Annotated in this window: 25 protein-coding genes; 4 read left to right on the plus strand and 21 right to left on the minus strand. The window is 60.9% G+C overall.

Annotated elements, in window-relative coordinates; all coding sequences use genetic code 11:
* Positions 1 to 162: 162 nt before the first annotated feature.
* The 7 genes from AC2S2E_RS09360 to AC2S2E_RS09390 all read right to left on the minus strand — a co-directional run bounded on the left by AC2S2E_RS09360 (position 163) and on the right by AC2S2E_RS09390 (position 5,486).
* Positions 163 to 756, minus strand: coding sequence for a phage antirepressor N-terminal domain-containing protein (locus tag AC2S2E_RS09360; RefSeq protein WP_486522103.1), 594 nt, complete (start codon positions 754 to 756; stop codon positions 163 to 165).
* 19 nt (positions 757 to 775) lie between these two features.
* On the minus strand, positions 776 to 1,339 hold the full coding sequence (locus AC2S2E_RS09365; RefSeq protein ID WP_486522104.1) for a hypothetical protein: 564 nt from the start codon (positions 1,337 to 1,339) through the stop codon (positions 776 to 778).
* Positions 1,336 to 4,023, minus strand: coding sequence for a toprim domain-containing protein (locus AC2S2E_RS09370; RefSeq protein ID WP_486522105.1), 2,688 nt, complete (start codon positions 4,021 to 4,023; stop codon positions 1,336 to 1,338). The genes AC2S2E_RS09365 and AC2S2E_RS09370 overlap by 4 nt, the downstream gene beginning before the upstream one ends.
* Complete coding sequence (locus AC2S2E_RS09375; protein WP_486522106.1) at positions 4,020 to 4,223, minus strand: hypothetical protein; 204 nt, start codon at positions 4,221 to 4,223, stop codon at positions 4,020 to 4,022. The genes AC2S2E_RS09370 and AC2S2E_RS09375 overlap by 4 nt, the downstream gene beginning before the upstream one ends.
* A 74-nt stretch (positions 4,224 to 4,297) precedes the next feature.
* Entirely contained in the window at positions 4,298 to 4,672 is a 375-nt protein-coding gene (locus tag AC2S2E_RS09380; RefSeq protein WP_486522107.1) for an ogr/Delta-like zinc finger family protein, read from the minus strand.
* On the minus strand, positions 4,669 to 5,121 hold the full coding sequence (locus AC2S2E_RS09385) for a hypothetical protein (protein ID WP_486522108.1): 453 nt from the start codon (positions 5,119 to 5,121) through the stop codon (positions 4,669 to 4,671). The genes AC2S2E_RS09380 and AC2S2E_RS09385 overlap by 4 nt, the downstream gene beginning before the upstream one ends.
* The gene (locus tag AC2S2E_RS09390; RefSeq protein WP_486522109.1) at positions 5,118 to 5,486 is read right to left on the minus strand and encodes a YdaS family helix-turn-helix protein; all 369 of its coding nucleotides are present in this window, start codon (positions 5,484 to 5,486) and stop codon (positions 5,118 to 5,120) included. The genes AC2S2E_RS09385 and AC2S2E_RS09390 overlap by 4 nt, the downstream gene beginning before the upstream one ends.
* A 92-nt stretch (positions 5,487 to 5,578) precedes the next feature.
* On the opposite strand from AC2S2E_RS09390, the gene AC2S2E_RS09395 reads away from it, so the two are divergent.
* From AC2S2E_RS09395 to AC2S2E_RS09410, 4 genes are all read left to right on the plus strand, one after another.
* Entirely contained in the window at positions 5,579 to 6,232 is a 654-nt protein-coding gene (locus tag AC2S2E_RS09395) for a LexA family transcriptional regulator (protein WP_486522110.1), read from the plus strand.
* An 8-nt stretch (positions 6,233 to 6,240) separates the two neighbouring features.
* Positions 6,241 to 6,618, plus strand: coding sequence for a PH domain-containing protein (locus AC2S2E_RS09400; RefSeq protein ID WP_486522111.1), 378 nt, complete (start codon positions 6,241 to 6,243; stop codon positions 6,616 to 6,618).
* Positions 6,619 to 6,666: 48 nt separating this feature from the next.
* Positions 6,667 to 7,137 (plus strand): hypothetical protein, encoded by a 471-nt coding sequence (locus AC2S2E_RS09405; RefSeq protein WP_486522112.1) that lies wholly within the window; start codon positions 6,667 to 6,669, stop codon positions 7,135 to 7,137.
* 287 nt (positions 7,138 to 7,424) lie between these two features.
* Positions 7,425 to 8,126 carry a DUF6236 family protein gene (locus AC2S2E_RS09410; protein ID WP_486522113.1) on the plus strand — a complete coding sequence of 234 codons (702 nt, stop codon included), beginning with the start codon at positions 7,425 to 7,427 and terminating at the stop codon, positions 8,124 to 8,126.
* 251 nt (positions 8,127 to 8,377) lie between these two features.
* Here AC2S2E_RS09410 and AC2S2E_RS09415 read toward each other — a convergent pair whose 3' ends face one another.
* From AC2S2E_RS09415 to AC2S2E_RS09480, 14 genes are all read right to left on the minus strand, one after another.
* Positions 8,378 to 9,379, minus strand: a complete 1,002-nt coding sequence (locus AC2S2E_RS09415; RefSeq protein ID WP_486522114.1) for a contractile injection system protein, VgrG/Pvc8 family — start codon at positions 9,377 to 9,379, stop codon at positions 8,378 to 8,380.
* Entirely contained in the window at positions 9,376 to 9,831 is a 456-nt protein-coding gene (locus tag AC2S2E_RS09420) for a phage tail protein (protein WP_486522115.1), read from the minus strand. The genes AC2S2E_RS09415 and AC2S2E_RS09420 overlap by 4 nt, the downstream gene beginning before the upstream one ends.
* Positions 9,831 to 11,813, minus strand: a complete 1,983-nt coding sequence (locus AC2S2E_RS09425) for a phage tail tape measure protein (protein ID WP_486522116.1) — start codon at positions 11,811 to 11,813, stop codon at positions 9,831 to 9,833. The genes AC2S2E_RS09420 and AC2S2E_RS09425 overlap by 1 nt, the downstream gene beginning before the upstream one ends.
* Entirely contained in the window at positions 11,810 to 11,947 is a 138-nt protein-coding gene (locus AC2S2E_RS09430) for a GpE family phage tail protein (RefSeq protein ID WP_486522117.1), read from the minus strand. The genes AC2S2E_RS09425 and AC2S2E_RS09430 overlap by 4 nt, the downstream gene beginning before the upstream one ends.
* Positions 11,947 to 12,273 carry a phage tail assembly protein gene (locus AC2S2E_RS09435; RefSeq protein ID WP_486522118.1) on the minus strand — a complete coding sequence of 109 codons (327 nt, stop codon included), beginning with the start codon at positions 12,271 to 12,273 and terminating at the stop codon, positions 11,947 to 11,949. The genes AC2S2E_RS09430 and AC2S2E_RS09435 overlap by 1 nt, the downstream gene beginning before the upstream one ends.
* A gap of 120 nt (positions 12,274 to 12,393) precedes the next feature.
* Positions 12,394 to 12,903 (minus strand): phage major tail tube protein, encoded by a 510-nt coding sequence (locus AC2S2E_RS09440; protein ID WP_486522120.1) that lies wholly within the window; start codon positions 12,901 to 12,903, stop codon positions 12,394 to 12,396.
* Between the two features lie 44 nt (positions 12,904 to 12,947).
* Positions 12,948 to 14,111: a phage tail sheath subtilisin-like domain-containing protein gene (locus AC2S2E_RS09445; RefSeq protein WP_486522122.1), complete on the minus strand. Its 1,164-nt coding sequence runs from the start codon at positions 14,109 to 14,111 to the stop codon at positions 12,948 to 12,950.
* 16 nt (positions 14,112 to 14,127) lie between these two features.
* Positions 14,128 to 14,454 (minus strand): GPW/gp25 family protein, encoded by a 327-nt coding sequence (locus AC2S2E_RS09450; protein ID WP_486522123.1) that lies wholly within the window; start codon positions 14,452 to 14,454, stop codon positions 14,128 to 14,130.
* A gap of 322 nt (positions 14,455 to 14,776) precedes the next feature.
* Positions 14,777 to 16,930, minus strand: coding sequence for a KAP family P-loop NTPase fold protein (locus AC2S2E_RS09455; RefSeq protein WP_486522124.1), 2,154 nt, complete (start codon positions 16,928 to 16,930; stop codon positions 14,777 to 14,779).
* Positions 16,931 to 17,215: 285 nt separating this feature from the next.
* On the minus strand, positions 17,216 to 17,773 hold the full coding sequence (locus AC2S2E_RS09460) for a phage baseplate assembly protein V (RefSeq protein ID WP_486522125.1): 558 nt from the start codon (positions 17,771 to 17,773) through the stop codon (positions 17,216 to 17,218).
* Entirely contained in the window at positions 17,770 to 18,315 is a 546-nt protein-coding gene (locus AC2S2E_RS09465) for a hypothetical protein (protein ID WP_486522126.1), read from the minus strand. Before AC2S2E_RS09465 ends, AC2S2E_RS09460 begins: the two co-directional genes overlap by 4 nt.
* Positions 18,312 to 18,914 (minus strand): lysozyme, encoded by a 603-nt coding sequence (locus AC2S2E_RS09470; RefSeq protein ID WP_486522127.1) that lies wholly within the window; start codon positions 18,912 to 18,914, stop codon positions 18,312 to 18,314. The genes AC2S2E_RS09465 and AC2S2E_RS09470 overlap by 4 nt, the downstream gene beginning before the upstream one ends.
* On the minus strand, positions 18,898 to 19,140 hold the full coding sequence (locus AC2S2E_RS09475; RefSeq protein ID WP_486522128.1) for a DUF7940 domain-containing protein: 243 nt from the start codon (positions 19,138 to 19,140) through the stop codon (positions 18,898 to 18,900). The genes AC2S2E_RS09470 and AC2S2E_RS09475 overlap by 17 nt, the downstream gene beginning before the upstream one ends.
* A complete protein-coding gene (locus tag AC2S2E_RS09480; RefSeq protein WP_476103400.1) occupies positions 19,127 to 19,378 on the minus strand; it encodes a hypothetical protein in 252 nt (83 codons plus the stop codon). Before AC2S2E_RS09480 ends, AC2S2E_RS09475 begins: the two co-directional genes overlap by 14 nt.
* Positions 19,379 to 19,386 lie beyond the last annotated feature (8 nt).

Below are 19,386 nucleotides of genomic sequence, written 5' to 3' on the forward strand. Positions count from 1 at the left end.
GGCAGGCCGAAGCCTCCCGATGCGCCCGACCATAGGAAAGCGCGCCGGGAATCATCCAGCGGCGCGCCTGATCGGCGAGGTTTTCGCGGTTTCCACACCGCATCACCGCCGTTTGCGCGGTGATGAGGCGATAGCTGCGCTCGCCGATTTGAATTGTCAAGATCATGCCTCGCCTCCCTGAAACAGGTCGGCTTGGGCCAATGGATAATCCGCTGCCGTGGGCGCTTCGATGCCGAGTGCCTCGCAGTCGGCGCGGGCAAGCGCCAGATGGATGCGGTGCGTGGTGGCGTGGTTCGCCTTTTCGAGGCGGCGCAGAGTATCGGGCAGGTGTTTGCGAGCCAGAGTCTGCCGGGTCAGTTCGACGCGAGCCTCGACGGCGGCGAAGCGGGGGTTATGGGCGGCGCCTTTGGTCCAGTAATCATACATGGCATCGAAGCTCTCGCGTTGAAGGGCATCGACGCGTGCGTGGATGGCGGGATCTTTCACGCGCGCCAGTTGAAGCGTGATAAGCCAGATGAATGCCTGCTTGAGGGGTAGGCAAAGGGTGTCCTGAGTGCCTCCAGAGGCTGAAGGTATTAGGATGTTCCTAATACCTTCAGCCAAAATCGGGGTGCTTTTGATGCGTTGAAACTGCGCTATCCAGCCAATGCCGATGGCGTCTGAAAGCTGCTTCATGGGTGCAAGCACTTCGCCGTTGTCGTGAACGGACAGAAGCTGAAGGCCAGCGACGGGGATCATGGCGATTTCGGTATGCATTTGCGGGGCTTCCTTTCAGTTAGAGTTCGACGCACCAAGGCGCGGCGGTGTCGGGTTTGACGGGATTTGGGGAGTGGCCGGCAGCTGCGGTCACGCGCGCGGCCAAACGAGCGCGTGCCGCGTGGGTGCTGGCCGCGTTGGCGCGTGTTTCGTTCCAGCGGGACAGGTGCCAGCGGATGGCCAGCACGTGGTGGGCCTGATCAGCGAGGGCTTTTGAGAAGCCGCCGGCCTCGCGCGCCAGATCCGCAATGGTGGAGAGCGAGCCGTCGATGGTGACGATCATGCGGGGCCAGCAGCCGAGGGGCGAGGGTTGCCCTTCGCCGCTGACCATCCAATGCCAGTCGGCCACCAGCGCGGCGAAGGTTTCGATTTCGGCGGCGGCGGTGTCGGCCTCGATCTCGCCGCGTTGGATCATGTCCGGGTATCGGCGGGTGCGTTGGCCCAGCATGCGGGTGAGCATGGCCAGCAGATCGTCATGGCAATGGGCCAGCAGGGGCGGCTGCGTGGTTTCGATGCCGCCCCAGACGCGCAAGGGCGCGGGATCGAGGTCCATCCGATAGGTGGGGCGGGGAGCGGGGGTCATATGACGCGCTCCTGCGTTTCATCGCTGTTCCATTCGAAGACCCAGCACGAAACGACTTTGCCTGCGGGATTATTGACCTTCTTTTGATCCAGATATCGGGGCGACTTGCTGCTGCTTAGAACCTTCTTGAGTTTGTCCAGGTCGGGCAGCGTGAGGCCCGCATTGCGACATTTGATTTCAAAGTCGGTGAGGCGGATGGCCATGCGCGTTTTGGGAGTTCGCGATTGGTTGATCGACTTGCCGTCGGCATGTTCATCTGGCTTTTCCCGATCGAGCAGGGCCTCGACCTTTTCCCAGAAGCTGATCACAAGCGGGTGATCGCCGCCTGCGCTGGTCTGACGATCGAGCGCCATCGCATCGACAAAGGCGATGGTTTGGTCGATCCATGCTTGCTGAACGCCGGGAAACAGATGGGCAAGCGCCTCGACGGCGGCGGCCAACTGGCTGTGGCATTTGATGGGGCGCGCTTCATAGAGGCCGGGTTTGCGCCGGGGCATTTCCTCGTCATGGTAAGAGAAGCGGTTGAAGAAGAATTCGAGCCATTTGGCTTCTTGCCGCACGATATGGATCAGGGTGCCCGAGACGTCTTCGCTGGGCCATTGTTCGAGTTTGACAGCCGATACTTTGGTGGCGTCAGACCAGTTCGATTTGTCGATCCTCATCGACATCAGGCGTTGCAGGACAGCGGGAATGGCGTTGATCCGCTCGTTCTGCATCACATAGACGCTGCCCAAAAAATCAGGCTCGTTGGTTTCGTAGCCGTTGGTTTTCTTGGCAGTTCCGCGCGGTGAGCGGCCATTATAGAGGACCAGCAGTTCGTTATAGTCGAACTGCTTGACGTTGGAGTTCTTGTCGTCTTCCCGGCGCCCTTCGATCAGGCCGACCGGCAGGTTGGACACTTTCAGAAATTGGCGGGCGAGGAAGGCTTGCGTGGCCTTATTTGGGTCGAAGCCTTCGTAGCCATTGCGGCCCAGAAGTTTCCAAAGAAATTCGATCAGCGTGGATTTGCCCGCGCCCGGTTCTCCCGTAATTTCGAGTAGACCAAGCGATTTGTGCTTTTCGCGGATTTGCACCGCAAAAAGCGACATGGTGAAGAAGGCGAGCGCGACAAAGCCCTTTGGCCCCCACGCGGTCCAGACATGAGGGAGCCAATCGAATTTGAGCTGATCGGCATCATAATGCAGATCGAGCATGCGTTCGGCGCTGAGCAATTTGACCGCGGATTTCCCGAAATCGAAATAATCCTGATCGTTGACCTTGTGCAGTTGCCCCTTGTGGATGGCGATATTGCCCAGCACCCAAGCCTTATGGTTTGGCGAATAGCCGGTGAAGGGAATGGGTTGCACAACTTTGAGGCCGCGCAGCTGGTCCAGCATGATGCGGTCCATTTGTTCGGCGCTGCCGGTCCAGCGGCCAGCATGAAGGGCCAGCGTCTTGTTGAATTCGCCAAGGCTGGCGACGGCGCTGTTGGAAAAGGGCGTGGCCTTTTCCGGCGGTGCGTCAGGGTAATCGATGCGGACGAAATACTTTGTTTCGTTGCTGATGTGATCACGTTCACGGTAGAGCAGGCGGAAGGCGCAATTGCAGATCTGCTCGACATTCACCTTGCCGTTGAGGTTCTTCTTTTCGTCTTCATCATCATCGGCGTCGGTTTTGACTTTTGCCCAATAGGTGATGTTGTTGTGGCGGAAATAGAAGCTGCCCGGTTTGGCCTGTTCGGCGCGGCGGCGCGCGATCAGCTTTGCTTTGGCATGGGCGGTATCGGCGATGGTGATCGCGCCATTATAGCGATAGGTTTCAAAGGCCCTGTTGCCCAGCGGTGCGTTTTCAGCATCGCCTTTCCAGTCGAGATGGCGCAGCAGCAGGTCATTCCAGTCGAGCTTCTTACCCTCGCCATCGGCGTGGATCTGCATAGCTTCGGCTTGCCAATGTTCGCGCCTTGCCCGTTTGACATAGTCGCGGGTGGCCTCGACACCGGCGCGGCCCACGTCGAAGGCAAAGACCAGACGCGGGAAGTCCTTGCGGCCGGAGCGGATGCATTCGGCGCGCAGATCGGCGAGGAAGCGATCCGGGTAATTGGATGTCGACATCGCCGAGACAGCGTGGCGTTTGACCTGTGTGATGGCGGTGGCATCAAAGATGCCTTCGGCGATCAGGATTTCATCGGCCTGTGCCAGAGTTTCCAGATTGGTGACCGGCGGCATCCAGACATGACCGCCGTAGGTGCCTCCGCGTTCGAAATGGGCCTTTTTCCCAAAGCGCCCAGGGCGATCGATGATGCGTTCCCAATAGGTGTTGGCGATGCGGAAACGTACCGTGGCGCCGACCGCGCCGGTTTTGTAATCGCGGTAGACCTCCTCGGTATAGCTGCCGCGCAGGAGACGCAGATCGAGGCCGCGTTCGTGCAGCAAATAGGCGTCCGCTGCGGCATTGGGGGCTTGTTCCGTGCGGGGGTGGCGCTTTGACCAATCCTCGAAAAGATCGGGCAGGAGGTTGCGCACCGTGTCTTGCCAGCGGCATTCATTAAGCCGCCCGCATTTTACGATTTTCGGCGTTGTGGCCGAACAGAAGACAGTGCGTTGACCGCAAGAAGGGCATTTGCCCTCTTGCAGCCATTCCTTGCCGATCTTCTTGAATGTGAACTCGTCCTTGAGGCCGTGGAGGATGTCTTCTTGCAGGCTCACCGCTGTGCGCTCCCCATTTGGCGGAGGCGGGCGGTTTGGGCGTCGATGCGGGCCAGAAGGGCGAGGGCGTGTTCGTGGGTGATGGCGCCGGTGGTGGCGGCCATGGTGGCTTCTATTTCCCAGCGGAACAGCATGTCGCGCAGGTGGCCGATGCGGGAATAGCGCGGTGAGCCGCGGCGGGTGGCGTGGAAATTGGACAAAGCTTCCCCCTCGGCAGGATCGCTGCCGTTTGTGGTTGGGTGGTGGTGTTGGGGTTTGGTGCGGGCCGAGCCGGTTAGCTGGGCGCGTCGAACATGTTCATTTGCCCGTCCGCGCCATCGTCACGCGGCGGGGGCAGGATGTGCGGGATCTGTTCGCGAGGGCAGGCCTTGAGATTGAGGTCGGGCCGGTCGACCATGCCGGGATTGAAGAAGTGGACAAAAACCAGTTCATGCATGCCCGTCAGCCCGCATCCGGTGTTGGTGCAATGGGTCATCAGATGCTTGACGGTTTCGGTCTGACGATTGCTGTCGCGCACGAACATGGGCGCGCCGCATTTGGGGCAGGTGATGAAAGCCTTGTCCTTTGCCTGCGCCCCGCCCGATCGCAGGCGGAATTCCAGCGGGGCGTGGATCAGGGGCTGGCTGCGCAGCGCGCCTTCGCCGCTCATGCGTTTTCTCCGGCCCGCAGGGCTGAAATCAGGGTGTGGAATGCGGCGATGCCTTCTTCGGTTTCGCGCAAGGCGTTTTCGCGGGCGGCGCGGCAGTCATTGCGGCGCACCGCATCCAGCGCCGCCGCGACCGCTTCGCCCGCTTCCTTGGCGGCGCGGCTGGATGCGGAGAGGAGGTCGAGCGGGTCTGCATCCGTATCGCCCATAAGATCGAGCATGGCATCGAAGGCTTCGCGCAGCGGGGCGCCGATGCCCCCGGCGCGTTGATAGGCTGCATCAAGGCGGGCGGCGTCGCGCAGGCTGATTTCGCGGCCCGTGTCGGGGTCCGACATTTTGCGGCAATGCCACACATTCTTTTCAATCACGGTGGCGATGCCGTCCCAGCCGAGGACTTCCTCGATCCGGCAGAGGGCGCGGTAAGGGGTGAGGGCTTGGCGTGGTTTTGTCATCGGGCGATCCGTTGCGTTGCAGCATTGTCCAAACCGATGAAACGATTGCCGTTTCGGTCATTGCGCCAGACCGATACCGCAACCTGATCGCCACCCACCGCCATATCGACACCATACCAGCGCGGGCCGGGGGCCAGATCGAGCGGATAGAGATCGGGACGTAAATGATGACGAGAGACGCCGGTAGCCGTTTCGACGGCGAGGACGTGTTCACCGGGAAGGCGCTTGGAGCTTTGCAGCCATTTCCAAACGCTGGGCTGGGATACGCCACAGAGGCGCGCAAGAGCGGATTGACCGCCAGCAGCATCAACCGCCGAAAGCAGCGCCTCGTATGGAGTCGGGAGGGGATGGTTTGGGCTAAGCATGTGCTGACCTATAGCCAAATTTATAGGGCGGTCAACAACAAGATTAAGGTGGCGGGTTATAGCAAAAGCTATAGGCATTTTGCCTCATGAGCATGGGCAAGCGAATCGTTGAACGTCTCGCCGAACTGCAAATGTCGCAGTCGGAATTGGCGCGCCGTGTTGGCGTTACCCAGCCCACAATAAACAACCTGATCAGGCGAGGCGCTGGCGGGTCATCCAAGCTGCATAAAATTGCGGAAGTCCTTCAAACGACACCGGCTTTTCTGACCTACGAAACGGACGATCCGGGCGCAGGTTATGTCGCGCCCCCATCGATCGAAGTCGTGGCCGAAGACTTAGGCCTTGTGCCGGTGCGAGAGTTTGACCTGGCGTTGGGGATGGGGGCCAGCTTTCTGGACGGCGATCCGAACTATAAGGTCCAGCACTTCCCACGCGAATGGCTGCGCGCCTTTACGCACAGCGCGCCAGAGGATCTGTTCTTTGCCCACGCCGTGGGCGATTCGATGCAGCCGACCATGGTGAGCGGCGATATCGTCCTGATCGACCGCCGCCAGCAAGTGGTCGACAACGCCGACCTGATCTGGGCCATGACCTATCAAGGCATGGGCATGATCAAACGTATCGGCCCCGCACGCGGCGGCCAAATCGAAATCATTTCAGACAACCAATCCGTCCGCCCGCGCTTCGTCATGCCGGAAGATGTCCACATCATCGGGCGGATCGTCGCGGTCGTTCGTAAGATGTGAGGGGGATTATGAGTAGCGTGCTGTTTGAGCGTTTGTATCTGGGCGACGAGATTAAGGGGGGGGAAACCCTCGATCTTGTTAGGCCTTTGCTGGTCGATGGCGAGGTCCCGATTATATCGACAAAAGGCATGCGAGATGGCGCAGTTTTTACTGACCGCCGTATTATCGTTGTGAATAAGCAGGGAATTACCGGGAAGAAGATCGATTTTACATCGATCCCTATGCGTTCAATCTCCGCATTTAGCATCGAGAATTCCGGTACGTTTGACCTCGATGCAGAGGTGAAAGTGTGGGGCAGCGGATTTTCGCAGGCGGTCATGCAATTCACCAAGGGCTTTGATGTCAAAAAGCTTGGGAAACACCTCGCAGACAATATTTGTAGATGATCGAATTGCGATGCTTGCCGTGATCATCAAGAAGGTGTGAGGATAGAGATGAAGGCGGGGGTTGGGGCGGTACTTGGGCTGGCTTTGGCCAGCGTGGTTGGCGGATGCGGGAAAGGCGATGACCAGAGCAAGGAAGTTGCGCCTCAACCTATGCCTTCGCCAACTGGCTATTACATCATGGCCAAGGATATCTATCGCGAGCAGCCCCGCGACATTTGCCGCCAGAAGAACGATATGTTCGTGTCCGACCTAGTGAGCCGGATTGATCGAGCCTTGCGCACCAGCAATTTGGGCAGCGTCGAGAAGTTCGATCATTTCAATGTGCAGCCCAATGAGACCGGCAAGGGCGGCCAGCAGGCGGCCTTGTGGGTGAAGGCTGTCTATAATGGTAAGCCGGATACAACAATTGTGGCCATCGGGGACTTTGAAGCCGCAAATTGCCGCGTTGGGCCGATGAAGGCCGGGGCAGGAAGTGAGGCTTGGATGGTGCCCCGCAAGCGGAAAATCGCCGTCGAATAAGCGCATTTTCGCGGTCCCGCCTGATACTTTAGTTCGAGTTGGAGGTCCATGTGGTAAAGAAACCGAATTTTTTTGGTGGGGTCCGCCCAGGGTGGAGTATGTCACCCTTTCCATTGTCTGGCCCTTTGCCCAATACTGGCACTGCATCTTACCAGTTCAAAGTTAAAGAATCTGGACGGTTGAAGGACGGTCAGCGTGGGGCAATCATCCCGAGGTGCCTACCTACAAATGAGCCGGGGGGAATTGCGAGCTTCCATCCTAGTTCTCAGGAGCTGCGATCCTTGCTGATGTTTGCAGAACGCCTTGATTTTCCAGAAAATAGCTTGCTTACATTCGGCAAGGCAGGGGATTTCGATGCTCTCAACAACCTAGGTATCGCATCGCAGTGCAACATTGAGGCATCTGGTAATATTGATGGCCAAGAAATAGCATCCTTCGCTGGAAGGGTATTTGATATTTTGGATAAAAGAGAGCCGGGTCGATGGTCGATGATGACCCCAAACGGTAGAAATCTCATTCCCGGTCAACTTCTGACTAGGGAAAGGGCGATCTCATTGGAAATTTTTAATGGATTGCCCGTTTTTAGTAATGAAGTCGAATTTGAACAAATCCTTGAATTTAAGGATCGGCGTTGGGGTGAACTTCTGGCGTTTCGTTATCATCTTGACGAATTGGCCATGCTCATTGCCCGTGAAGGTGCGAATGATATTTCTCGATCTTCTAGCATGAAAAATTTCACATCGTCGTTGGATGACTATATAAAGTCTATGAATGAATCAAATTTAAGTAAGGTTGTGTCGACTATAAAGGCTAAGATTGGTGTTGATGATGTTGTTGGTCCTATTCTTGGAGCCGCCTTTAACCATGACGTTGTCGGCATTAGCGCAAGCGCAATAACTATTGGATGGAAACTTGTGAATGGCCTTAGGTATAAGAGGCCTGTTGGTCCATTTGAGTATCTGTTAATAGCTAATAGTGAGCTACGATAATGAGGTTATTTTTTAACAAACTTTATTGCGTACCCCGTTATGACATTTAAACTGACGAATACCGCCAGCAATAGCAATGTCTTTACCATGGCTGATTTCTCCAAAATCTGGCCTCAGTGAAGTAACCAGATTGGTTCCTTGTGACATGTCTTTGCTTTGTTGGAAAGTGTAATTTTAAGGATTCGTCGCCAGTATATCGACCTGTCCCTATCGAACGTCAAATATGATGATCGGTGACCATCGTTATGGGTTTACCCACCCTCCAACCGCACCATCTGCTTGATCCCACCGGCATCCATCGTGGTCTCCACACTCTCGATCAGCCAAGCCGTCCCGTCCACCGCCGCGCTCCATCCGTTGAGCGCGGCCCTTTGGTTAGGCCGCAATCGGCAATCGGCCACGGCGAGGTAATATTCAAACCTGCTCTTGGCCCGCAGGCGTTTGGCAAGGTTCGATTTGGCAGCGCGGGTGGCGCTGCTCTTGCTGGCGTAGATGTGTTTGAGGCGGTAGGCATCGCCCGAACCCTCGCTCACCGTCTTGCGCGCGCCGGTGGAGCCGTCGTGATATTGCGCCTGTACGCCGGTCTGCGCGCCGCGTTCGGCGCGGATGTAGCGCCATTGCCAGCCATCCTGCCGCGTCAGGGTGATGGCCGGGATGGTTTGGGCGCCCGCCGTGGTGGCGGAGCCTTTGGGTAGGAATAGGATCTTGCGGTCTTTCCAAGTGGCGGTGGCGTCGAAGCGTTTGCCCAGATCCTGTACCAGCGCCATGTCGGATTTGTTGTGCTGTTCGAGCGCCTCGATAGGTTCGCCCGCCAGATTAGGGTGAACGCGGGCGGTGATGCCGTGGCGCGCGGCGATTTCGTCGATGAGCGCGCCCAGCGAGGTGCCGTGCCAGACGCGGTTGCGGCGTTTGGCATAGGTGCCGGCCAGATCGGCGGAGCGGGCGCGGATGGTCACCACATCGGGCGGGCCGCTTTCTTCTACCTCATCGACGCGGAAGCGGCCCTTGTCGATCAGGCCCACCGGGTGTTCATCGATCCGGCTTTCCCAGCCCAGCGATAGCGCAAGGATCGCCCCTGCGCTGGGCACGGCCAGTTTGCCGTCCATATTGTGCAGCGCGAGGGTGAGTTCATCCGCCGATCCGTCGCGCCGTTCGACCAAGGTCAGCGATAGGAAGCGCGGGTTGATTTTGGCCGCCAGATCCGTGCCATTGTCGAGCGTCAGGCGCAGGCCAGCCTTGTTCCCCGCCATCATTCCACCCGCGAGAGTTCGAGGGCAAAGTCCACCATGCGCGGGATGCCGCCCGCCATGATGACCTTATGCGCCTGATCCAGAGCATCGATGCGGTAAAAGCCCCAGAGCGCGCCCAGACCGTCGAGCAGCGGGAAGGCGTCGCCCGTGTCAGCCATGTCGATCAGGAAAGTGAGCGCGCCGTAATGGCCCGCGACCTCTGGCACGATCGTGCCCGCGATGGAGACGTGATCGTCGCCGGGTCCGGCGAACTGGCTGGCGGGCCGGGCGAGGAAGCGGTCATTCTGTTCATGGCGCCATGTCATGCGGCGCGAGAGCTGGTCATAGGCGGCCTGTTCCATGCCGAAGGTGAAAAGGCCAAGGCTCATCAGCACGGCGGGCGAGAGCAGGTCGCGCTGGTTGATCGTGACCGGGGTGGAGAGGTCGATCAGGCTGGAAGAGGTAAGGTCTGCCATCAGCGTCCATCCCCGCCGTTCATGTTGGAGCGCGCCGCCACGCCCTGCGCATGGTTCATCTTGCGGATGACGTGATCGGCGATGGCGTCAGGACTTTGGCCGGGGGCGGGATAGACGTTGAGCGTGACCGGGCCGCGCGCGCCGGGGGCACCGGCTGCGCTGGCAGCAGGGCGGATGGGCGTCATGGCGGGGAAGGGGTTGGCGACTTTGGCACCCGCCCAATTGGCTTTGGGGGCAGGGGCCGCCGCATTGGGTTTGGCCGCGCCGCCTAGCCCCAGCTTTTCCTTGATCCAATCCCAATTCTGATAGGCGGTCACGCCCGCGCCGACGGCCAGCAGGAACCAGCCCGCCGGATTGGTGAGCATGAAGGCCGCCAGCCCGCGCAGGGCCACCAGCAGGCCGGTGATGATGCCGGGCACCTTGGCCGCCGCCGTGCCCAGAAACGTCATGCCGCCAGCAAGGCGCGGGAAGATGGCGACCACACCGCCCAGCGTTTCAAACTGTTTGAGCAGGCGATAGCCAGTGGCCACCGGGCCGAGCAGGCCGCCAAAGGCGAATTGCAGCGCGCCAATGCCGATGCGTGCGGCCACCAGTCCGCCCAGCAGCGACATGAGCGTGGAGGTGAGGCCGGGGTTCGCCTGTGCGAAGGCGGAAACGCGGGAGATCATGCCATCGGCCACGGTGAGGAAGCGCGTGGCGGCGGGCAGAAAGCCATTGCCCAGCGTGATGCCGAGGCGTTGGACCGTGCCCATGAAGTCGCGCCATTTGATGCTGGCGTCCTGCGCCTCGCGTTGGCCAAAGGCTTGGTCCACGGTGCCGCCGCTGTTGGCGATGTCGGCGCGCATCTTGCGGAAATCCTCCATGTTGAGGATCAGCGAGCGCAGCGCGCCTTGGGCCTGCATATCCTCGAACAGGTTGCCCATTTTGGCATTGTCGCCGCCGGTGGCCTTTTGCGTGAGGTCAGCGATGGCCTCGAGCGGGGTTTTGCCCTCGCGCGCGGCCTTTTTGAGGGCATTGGGCAGGTCGATGCCAAAGGCTTTGAACTTCTTGACCGTCTCGGGCGACTGGATCTTGCCCAGCAGGTTCTGGATATTGTTGGCCGCCTGATCCGCGTCACCCGCGCCGCGCCGGGCGATTTGCAGCGCGGCGGCGAGATCCGCGACCGCAGGCGTGCCCTTTTGCCCCAGCGCCTGCATTTGCGCAGTGAGCGAAGGGAACCATCGGGCCATATCCTTGACCTCAAACGCCCCGGCATTGCCCGATGCGGCCATGATGTCGAGTGCGCGGGAGGTTTCGCCGATCGGCACTTTCAGGTTGTTGAGATTGGCAAAGGCAGCGTTCGCGCCGTCGGCGAGATCCACCTTAAACGCGGTGCCCAAGCGGCCAATCGGGCCGATCATCTCAATCGCCTTGCGCGGATCAAGGCCGAGGCCGGAGAGCGTGTCGATGCCGCTGCGCATATCTTCGGGCAGTTGATGCGCTACCTTGGACAGGTCGAGGATGCGCGCGGCCATGCGGGCGGTTTCCGCGTTGGAAAGCTCGGCCTTTTGCTGGATATCGACCATGCCGCTGGAGAAATCCATCGCGGCCTTGCTGGCCAAAATAAAGGGCGTGGCCATGCCGACGCCGCCCAGCATGTTGTCCTGGCCGCGCTGGCGATAGTCGGCGCCGGTGCGGCGGATCACGGTGGCATCGGCGCGGATCGCGGCAAGCTTCTTTTGCCGTTCAAGCTGGCGGTTGGTCTGGGCCAGTTGCTGTTCCAGATCGCGCTCTCGGTTCACCAGCTGCGTGATATTGCCCGCGCCCTTGGCAATGTCGGTTTGAACCGAGCGCAACTGGTTCTCGAGCTTCTTGGTCTCGCCCGTCAGCGCCTTGATCGATTTGGAGCCGTCGCGGCCAAGGCCGACGATGTTCTTCATCACGCCGGTCATCTTGTCGATCGCGATGAAATTGACCAGCAGCGAGAGCTTTTTGTCGCTCATGGCTCACCATCCTTGCCCGCCCACATGCGGTTCCAGCTGTCCACGGCAAGGCGGCGCCAGAGGATCAGTTCGTCGAGCGTAAGGGCGGCAATCTCGGAGAGCGGCCAGTGGAAGATGGCGGCGATGTCGGCCATCAGCTCTTCGGCGTGTGCTGTTCGATCACCATTTCCAGCAGCTTCCTCTCGCCCGCCGTCATAAAAAAATCGCGGATCGCGCCCCCGATTTCGGCCAGATCGGCAGGGTCGAGCAGGTCGGCCTCGGCATCGGTGATGGGCGGCATGGTGATGCGCGGGGTGACCGTCAGGATGGCGGTGATGTCGAGGCTGAGCAGGTTTTGCAGCGAGAGGCCGCGCAACTGCCCCGCGCTGGGCTTGCGGATGGTGAGTGCCTCGATGGCGGTCTCGCCGCGCATGATGGGGGCCGCGAGGGTGAAAGTGTGGCTGGCAGAGGGTGCGGACATGGGCGGGGCTTTCAGATAGCGCGGGGGCGGGGAAGGGCCGGTGGCGGAGAGGAGACCACCGGCCCACCGGAGACACGGCGCCCCGCAAAAGGACCGTGCGGCCGGATCTGAGAAAACGGATTATCCCGCGAGGATGGCCATGATCTCGGCATAGCGATCGACGCCGCCGACAATGTGGACGCCCGCGATCATGTCGATTTCAACTTCGACCACGCCGTTCACCTCGCGCCGGTAATAGGACAGGGCGGCCTTGTATTTGTGTTCGGTGGGGTCGCCGGGCTTGTCCTTGCCAAAGTCGATTTCGGTGAAGCGCCCGCCGATGAAGATGTCGACGGCTTGCGGCGCGCTGCCATTGTCGGCCTGATAGGCGCCGACCAGGCGGATGCGGGTGCCGTTGATGGCGGGCGTGCCGAATTGGCGGACAAGGGCGGTTTCATGGCCGCCAAAGGTGAGCGTGGCCTCCATCGCCTCGATCCCCTGGTCCAGTTTGACCGCGCCGGGCATGCCGCCCCCGCGCCAGTCGGAGGTGACCAGCGCCAGTTTGGGTTGTTCGAATTCGCCGCAGCGCCCGCGATAGTCGGCGCCGTTGATGAAAGTGTTGAGGTTTTTGAGGGTACGGGGAAGGCCCATGGGACGCTCCTGTCAGAAGAGGGGGCGGAAAGGCGAAGGCGCGATCAGGCGGCGACCTGCGAGGCGAAGTCGCTGTAGAATTCCTCGGTGATCGCGAAATCGACCGTGGGGTTTTCAAACGGCGCGCAGGGGGTGAAGCGCAGCGCGAATTTGGGACGCCCGGCGGCCAGTTCCGCGCTGGTGTTGCCGGTGGCGGCCAGCGCGACCTTGGCGCCCATGATCCAGCCGGTGGTGGCCAGTTCGCCGAATTTGGTGTTGCAGCTTTCGAGCAGATCCTTGACCAGGGCGACGGTCATCGGTTTATCGAATTCGGGGGCAAAGGCCTCGATCACGATATCCTGCAGCGCGTGGAGCGTGCGGACGGCGCTTTCGAAGCTGTATTCCGACTGATCCTCGCCCGCGCAGGTGGTGTTGCCCCAAAAGCGGAAGCCGCCCCATTCGCGGATGATCGTGACGATGCCCGCATCGTTGAGAACGCCCGCCTCGGTGCTGGGGTCGAGCAGGTCGAAGGCAATGTTGCGGGTGAGGGCCGTAACGCCGTCCATCGCCACATTGCTGATGGTTTTGTGCCAGCCTGTCTCCTCGTCGATCCGGGCGCGCAGGCCGAGCGCGCGGGCGGTGGCATCGCCCACAAAATCCGGCGAGGTGTTGGGCCAGATCAGCGTGAGTTCGCGCGCGGCGAAGGTTTGACGATAGGCCAGCACCGCCGCGTCATCATCGCCGATCGCGCGGGCATAGGTGCGGCCCCGTAGGCGCTTGGCGGCGATCACCAGTTGCGCGGCGACCTCTGCCGTATCGAGGCCGGGAGCGCCGATGATGCGGGGGCGGACGTTGACCACCGACTTGGCCGCGATCAGCGCCTGAAGGCCGGTTTTGACGCCGCCCGTATTGCCGCCGATGACATTGGCGCTGGTTTCGGCCTCATCCTCGCCCTCGGCCACGCGCACCACCACCAGCACCGGGGTTACCTGATCGGCGATGGCCTCGAGCGTGGGGAGCAGGGTGCCGCCGGTGCCCGCCTTGCCGATGGCGTCGGCGATGTTGGTGATCAGCACCGGCGTATCGAGCGGGAAGGCGGCATCGAGCGCGGTGGTGGCCGCGCCTGCCGCCGCGCTGGCCGTGGCGATGACGCCGATCACGGCCATGGAGGAGGTGGCGAGGCTGCGCGCCCCGCTGGTGGATTCGGTGAGGGTGAGGCCGTGGGGCATGGGCGGTTCCTTTGCGTCAGGCGCTGATGGAGAGGGTGACGGGTTTTCCGGTATCGGCGCGTTGCCCGCTGATTTGGATGGTGAGCGCTCCTCGCGCGGGCGCGCCTAACAGGCGGACGCGGGCGATGGAGAGGCGCGGCTCCCATTGGCGGATGGCCAGCACGGTGGCGGCGCGGATCAGCATGGGGGTGGCGGCATTGATCGGCGCGTCGATCAGGCTCGGGATCAGCGAGCCATAGGTGCGGCGCATCACACGCGAGCCGATGGGCGTGGTGAGGATATCAACCACCGACTGCGCCAGATGCGCATCGCCCGAGAGGGGCTTTCCAGTGGTGGCGTCCATTCCGTTCATGGGGAACGGGATGACGGTTCACGCGCGCGCGGGGTAGAGGGCCTGGGCGTAACGCGGCGGGTTACGGGGGATGCGGTGGGCTATGGGGGCGAGGGTCGGGAGATTTCCGACGTTTGCGCACGACGTGTCGAACAGCAGATTTTACCAGAAGCCGACGTTCAAGGTTAGCTCGACCGGCGTTCGGGTAAGACTGAACCTAAGCTTTTGCAGACTGTCCGGTTGCGGGGCAGCAGCCGGAGGCAGCGGACGTTCGCTGCCACCCTAGTGCCGAACTGGTGCCCTATCGTGAACAAATGTGCGTTTCCGGGGTCGATTATATCCGCTCAATCTCCGTCGATCTTTTCCCCTTCTCTTCGATCCCGCATATGCGATAAAGCGACGTGATCAGTTTCCCGTCGTTCCCGAGATATTCGTAGATTGTTTCATAGCCGGGATCGACGGGCAGCGCCGCCGCGGTATAAGCCTCGCGGAGCCAGGCCTCGTCGACATTCACCATCGCGATGAAGGCCGCGATCCGAAAAGCTGATCTGGCATCGGACGGTGGAAACGCCATCGTGTAGAGTTTCATTACGTTCGACAGGAATTTCACCTTTCGGATTGGCATTCGGTAGATGGTCAGGACTTCGCCCAGCACCTCTCCACAGATGAACGAGAGATCAATTGCATCGGGAACCATCGACGCCTCGGGATCGAGGTCCTTGATTGGAGAAAAGCCGGATGCGACCTCACCTCCATTGCTGGAAATATCGGTCGTGATGTCGAAGGGGCTGGCGCTTGAGCCAGTTGCAGGCTCGGGCGCGGTAACCGCCGTCTTTTTGATGCCCAGCGACACGAGATCCTCCGCGCAGAGGCCGGGCATCCGGAAATGGACCTGCACGATCTTCTCGAGGAACCGGGTTCCGAACTCCCGGCCCTCACCCGACAGATCGGCGATGTCCTTATATTGCTTGTAGATGGCCGACGAGATGATCCGATCGTCGCAGCCGATAATATTGATTGCGCCGGCGAGCGTGAGGGTCTGGATCGAGCCTAAAAACTTCATCACGCGGTCGGGATCGCAGCGGTCAAGATCATCGAATACGAAGATGATCGGGCGTTGCGCGGTGTCGCCGATCTGTTTGGCTAACATGAGATATCGCAAGGCCTGCGACAGGTCTACGCCCGGATCGGGCAGCTCTTTGGGCCGGATTATGAGCCTCTCGGCGAGCGACGCTATCGGCTTGGCAAGCGCAGCGAACGAGCCCGCGCCGATCAGAGCGAAGATCGACCCTTTCCCGAATACATGGTTGAAACTAAGCTGGGAAAAGTCGACGAAAAGGGAGAGAATGATGAGCGAGATCAGCACACTCAGCGCGATTACAAACCATCGGAAGTGCCGCCTAACGAACAGGAGCATCCTGATGAGGCGCGCCCTCCAAAGAAAGGCCGCCGAGTTCGAGAGGCTTTCCAGCAGTTGATCGGTCATGAAGCTGTGGAGGTTCTTCTCGCCATCCCACTTCCACGCGTTGATAGATACTACGATCGCGCCGTCTTTGCGGAAGAATTTCGAGATCATCGATAGCAGAGTCGATTTGCCGGAGCCCCAAGGACCGTAGACCCCCACCGTTACTGCGCTGTCCATCGTGCTGCCCGACGCAGTGGGATAGAGCTGGGCTAGTTCGGAGATGAACTCGACGATCTTCTCCGCAACGCGCGGCGTCGACAAAGTAGGCTGCGCGCTCACTGCATCGAAATACGGTTTCATGTCGAGCGACACAGTCCGATTTGCTCTAAACAGGTCGTCAAGGCGACCTGCGGTGGGTGGCGCTGTATCGCCGAAGGATGCTTCAGATACCGGCACCTCTGAAGGCCCAACTTCGAGCGAACTCGCCTTGCGTATGCCGTGGCTAATATAAGACACTGCATCGAGGCGGCTTATACCCTCCTGTCGCAGAAAATAGACGGCGTGGCTGTCGCGCTCACTGAAAAGAGCGACGAGAAGGCGAGCGCCGGTGACCTCCTCTTTCCCTGATGCTTGAGTATGGAGGATGCTGCGCTGAACGACACGCTTGAAACCACTCGTCGGCGCCGGCTCACCATTTTCAAATTCTTCCCAAACCACCGCGATCTGAACAGCCTTGGTGAAACTGTTCAGATCGGCAGCGGTCGACGGAGTCCCCTCGTTCTTCGCACTATCCTCGGCGCGCTGTTTGATCAACTCACTGACTTGTCGCCATTCCTCATCAGTCAACGCGGGCCGATCGGCAGGAAGGACAAGGCTTTGCAGTTCGGTATCGACAAAATTTGTAACTGTCGCCCGGAGATTGGAGAGGTTGACCCCACAGTTCAACATGACATCAGCGGCATGCGGATCATCAATCAGACTGACTAGAAGATGCTCAAGGGTTGCGAATTGATGTCTGCGCTCCTTCGCCATTGCGAGCGCCCGGTGGAGTGTCTTTTCAAGTTCGGGAGAGAAAATCGGCATTCATCACACTCCGGGACCTCTGTGAGGCGAGGTGATCATTGATAGAATTGATGCGGCACTGTCTGCAATCGAAAGCTGATTGGGAAACTCTTTCGTTCACGATGCCGTGGTGCCCGCCTAAACGAACGGCAGATTCGAGACTTCCAAGAAAGGAAGCGTATGGCATATGAGAGGACGCGTTGTCGAAGGTCTGGCTCGATCAGTGCGCTTGGCAGCCTCCGTCAAAAGCAGACGTATGCGGTGGCTGATATGAACGACCATATCTGGTCGCAAGCAGTTGCCCAATTAGGCAGCAACGGGTTCTCCCGACACAGCCGCACCCGATTGCACCCCGCCATGCCTATGCCCCTTGAGGCTGATCCCGCCGGCGACCACATCCCCACCGGCGGTGATTGTGCCGGTCACATGCACCGTTCCCGCGTCCAGCGTGATGGTGGTGGCCTTGATCGTGGCAGTGGCGGCATCGGGCAAGGTGGCGGCAAGATGGTGGGTTTCGGGATCATAGGACAGGATCGCGCCATCGGCGAAGGTGATCAGCTCGGCCAGCGTTGAGGCGGGGGCGGGGTGGTTGTCATTGTTGAGGCCCGCCAGCGCGACGCCATTGCCGATCTGGCCATCGGGGCAGAGGAGGAGGCATTCCTCGCCCACGGTGGGCGGTGACCAGCGGCGGGTGGCGCCAGCGCGCAGGGCCAGCCAGCGGATGGGCGGGCTTTCGATGGCGCCATCGTCGGCATCGGGATCGCCAAAGCGCACCCGGCAGCGTGGGGGCGAAAGCGTGACCGCGCTGATCACGCCCAGGCGGATCAGCGTCGAGGGATCGAGGGGGATGTCATCGTCACTCATTGCCCGGTCCTTTGCGCCCAATCATGCGCCGCCTGCGCATAGGCCCAATCCGCGTCACAGGTCAGCCAGTCGGAGCGGGTGATCCAGACGCGGGAGATGTCCGCCATGATGGTGTCGGGGGCGGGGATTTCAGAAAGCTGGGCATGGTCGGTTTGACCGGCGGCGGCGCGATGGGCGGGGGCGTTCGCCCGCAAGCCGTGGTCAGCAGCATAGGAAGCAAAGCGGCCAGTGGAGCCAGAGGCCAGCGCCGTGTGGTTCGTGTCTGCATGATCGGCGTCCTTTTTCGATTGCGCCTGATAGGCAGCCCGCGCGGCGTGGGCTGTGCGGCGCTCGGCATTGAGCGTGGTTTGCGTGTTCCGGGCGGTGCCTTCCCATTGCGCGGCGCGGTGGGCCTGCCACCCGGCCAAGGCCAGCGCGATCAGCGCCATCGCGGCCCAGATGCGCGCAGGCGAGGCTGCGATCCAGCGCAGGAGCGCCAGCGGCCAGCGCCAGAGCGATCCGGTGATCAGCGACAGGATGAAGCGGGCGATGGCGCGGGTCATGCCGCATCCCTCAGGCAGAGGGCCTGTTCACGCTTTCGCCGATCGACAAGGCCCTGCAACACCCGGCCACCGGCGCGGTTGAACCATGTCAGCGCATCGCAGGCCCCGCGGATTTGCCCCGCGTTGATCCGGGCGCGCATGGTGGAGGCGCAATAGCGCGGCCATCCGATGTTATAGGCGAGGCTGACGGCGGCAAAGCGAACAAAATCCCGGCCCGCAATAGTCAGCGCAAGGCCGGGGGTGCAGGCCATGACATGCTGCGCCGTCTCGGTCAGGCGGGCCTCGAGCTGGAGCGCGCATTGCGCCTCGGTGAAGCTCTTGCCCAGCTTGATATCCTTGCCGGTCAGGCCGTCGCAGGCGGTCGGCACCTTGACGATATCGAGGTACGCCTTGAGATATTGCGGCCCGCTGATATGCTGGATCGTGGCGGTCCTGGCTTGAGGCGAGACGGTGACCGCCACCTTGCGGCCCGATTCATGCGCGGGCGTTTGCGTCAGCAGCAGCTTTCCCGTCACCGGCCCGACAATGGCCAGCAGCGAACCCGTCAGCATGATCAGCGCGCCGCGTTTGGGCTGGGCGGTGTCAGGCTGCGTTGCCATCGCTCTTGCTCCCCTGCTGGATCAACCGCGCGATCGTGGGCGCGGCAAAGACGGCGACCCCTGCCAATGCCGAGGCCAGCGGGCGCCAGCGTTCGGGGACATAGGCGACAAGGCCGGTCAGGATCTGGGGCTGGGCCACCAAGGCGCCGGCCACGACGCCCGCCAGCGCGGCCATGCGCACCGACCACCAGCGCCACCATTGGCGCGCATCTTCAACCAATGTCATCGGGAGCCTCCTGCTTGCGGGCGCGGGGGTTTTTGATCCAGCCAAGCTCGATCAGTTTTTGCACGGCGGTCAGGCAGACCACGACAAGGCCGCCCAGTTGGATGAGGTGAGGCAGGGCCTCCCAGAATTGCGCCAAAGCCATCACCATCAGGGCAAGAATTGTGTCCCACCAGCCGCGCCAATGCGGCGCGGCCAGCGATGCGGTTGCCAGCGGGGGCAGGGGCGGGAGGTCAGCCATCGCAGAAC

It is taken from the genome of Novosphingobium sp. 550D (genome assembly GCF_057401885.1).

Coding starts and splice junctions, on each gene's coding strand:
- AC2S2E_RS09360 (WP_486522103.1), bottom strand. CDS start 756: ATGCATACCGAAATCGCCATGATCCCCGTCGCTGGCCTTCAGCTTCTG.
- AC2S2E_RS09365 (WP_486522104.1), bottom strand. CDS start 1,339: ATGACCCCCGCTCCCCGCCCCACCTATCGGATGGACCTCGATCCCGCG.
- AC2S2E_RS09380 (WP_486522107.1), bottom strand. CDS start 4,672: ATGAGCGGCGAAGGCGCGCTGCGCAGCCAGCCCCTGATCCACGCCCCG.
- AC2S2E_RS09385 (WP_486522108.1), bottom strand. CDS start 5,121: ATGACAAAACCACGCCAAGCCCTCACCCCTTACCGCGCCCTCTGCCGG.
- AC2S2E_RS09390 (WP_486522109.1), bottom strand. CDS start 5,486: ATGCTTAGCCCAAACCATCCCCTCCCGACTCCATACGAGGCGCTGCTT.
- AC2S2E_RS09395 (WP_486522110.1), top strand. CDS start 5,579: ATGGGCAAGCGAATCGTTGAACGTCTCGCCGAACTGCAAATGTCGCAG.
- AC2S2E_RS09400 (WP_486522111.1), top strand. CDS start 6,241: ATGAGTAGCGTGCTGTTTGAGCGTTTGTATCTGGGCGACGAGATTAAG.
- AC2S2E_RS09405 (WP_486522112.1), top strand. CDS start 6,667: ATGAAGGCGGGGGTTGGGGCGGTACTTGGGCTGGCTTTGGCCAGCGTG.
- AC2S2E_RS09410 (WP_486522113.1), top strand. CDS start 7,425: ATGTTTGCAGAACGCCTTGATTTTCCAGAAAATAGCTTGCTTACATTC.
- AC2S2E_RS09415 (WP_486522114.1), bottom strand. CDS start 9,379: ATGATGGCGGGGAACAAGGCTGGCCTGCGCCTGACGCTCGACAATGGC.
- AC2S2E_RS09420 (WP_486522115.1), bottom strand. CDS start 9,831: ATGGCAGACCTTACCTCTTCCAGCCTGATCGACCTCTCCACCCCGGTC.
- AC2S2E_RS09425 (WP_486522116.1), bottom strand. CDS start 11,813: ATGAGCGACAAAAAGCTCTCGCTGCTGGTCAATTTCATCGCGATCGAC.
- AC2S2E_RS09430 (WP_486522117.1), bottom strand. CDS start 11,947: ATGGCCGACATCGCCGCCATCTTCCACTGGCCGCTCTCCGAGATTGCC.
- AC2S2E_RS09435 (WP_486522118.1), bottom strand. CDS start 12,273: ATGTCCGCACCCTCTGCCAGCCACACTTTCACCCTCGCGGCCCCCATC.
- AC2S2E_RS09440 (WP_486522120.1), bottom strand. CDS start 12,903: ATGGGCCTTCCCCGTACCCTCAAAAACCTCAACACTTTCATCAACGGC.
- AC2S2E_RS09445 (WP_486522122.1), bottom strand. CDS start 14,111: ATGCCCCACGGCCTCACCCTCACCGAATCCACCAGCGGGGCGCGCAGC.
- AC2S2E_RS09450 (WP_486522123.1), bottom strand. CDS start 14,454: ATGGACGCCACCACTGGAAAGCCCCTCTCGGGCGATGCGCATCTGGCG.
- AC2S2E_RS09455 (WP_486522124.1), bottom strand. CDS start 16,930: ATGCCGATTTTCTCTCCCGAACTTGAAAAGACACTCCACCGGGCGCTC.
- AC2S2E_RS09460 (WP_486522125.1), bottom strand. CDS start 17,773: ATGAGTGACGATGACATCCCCCTCGATCCCTCGACGCTGATCCGCCTG.
- AC2S2E_RS09465 (WP_486522126.1), bottom strand. CDS start 18,315: ATGACCCGCGCCATCGCCCGCTTCATCCTGTCGCTGATCACCGGATCG.
- AC2S2E_RS09470 (WP_486522127.1), bottom strand. CDS start 18,914: ATGGCAACGCAGCCTGACACCGCCCAGCCCAAACGCGGCGCGCTGATC.
- AC2S2E_RS09475 (WP_486522128.1), bottom strand. CDS start 19,140: ATGACATTGGTTGAAGATGCGCGCCAATGGTGGCGCTGGTGGTCGGTG.
- AC2S2E_RS09480 (WP_476103400.1), bottom strand. CDS start 19,378: ATGGCTGACCTCCCGCCCCTGCCCCCGCTGGCAACCGCATCGCTGGCC.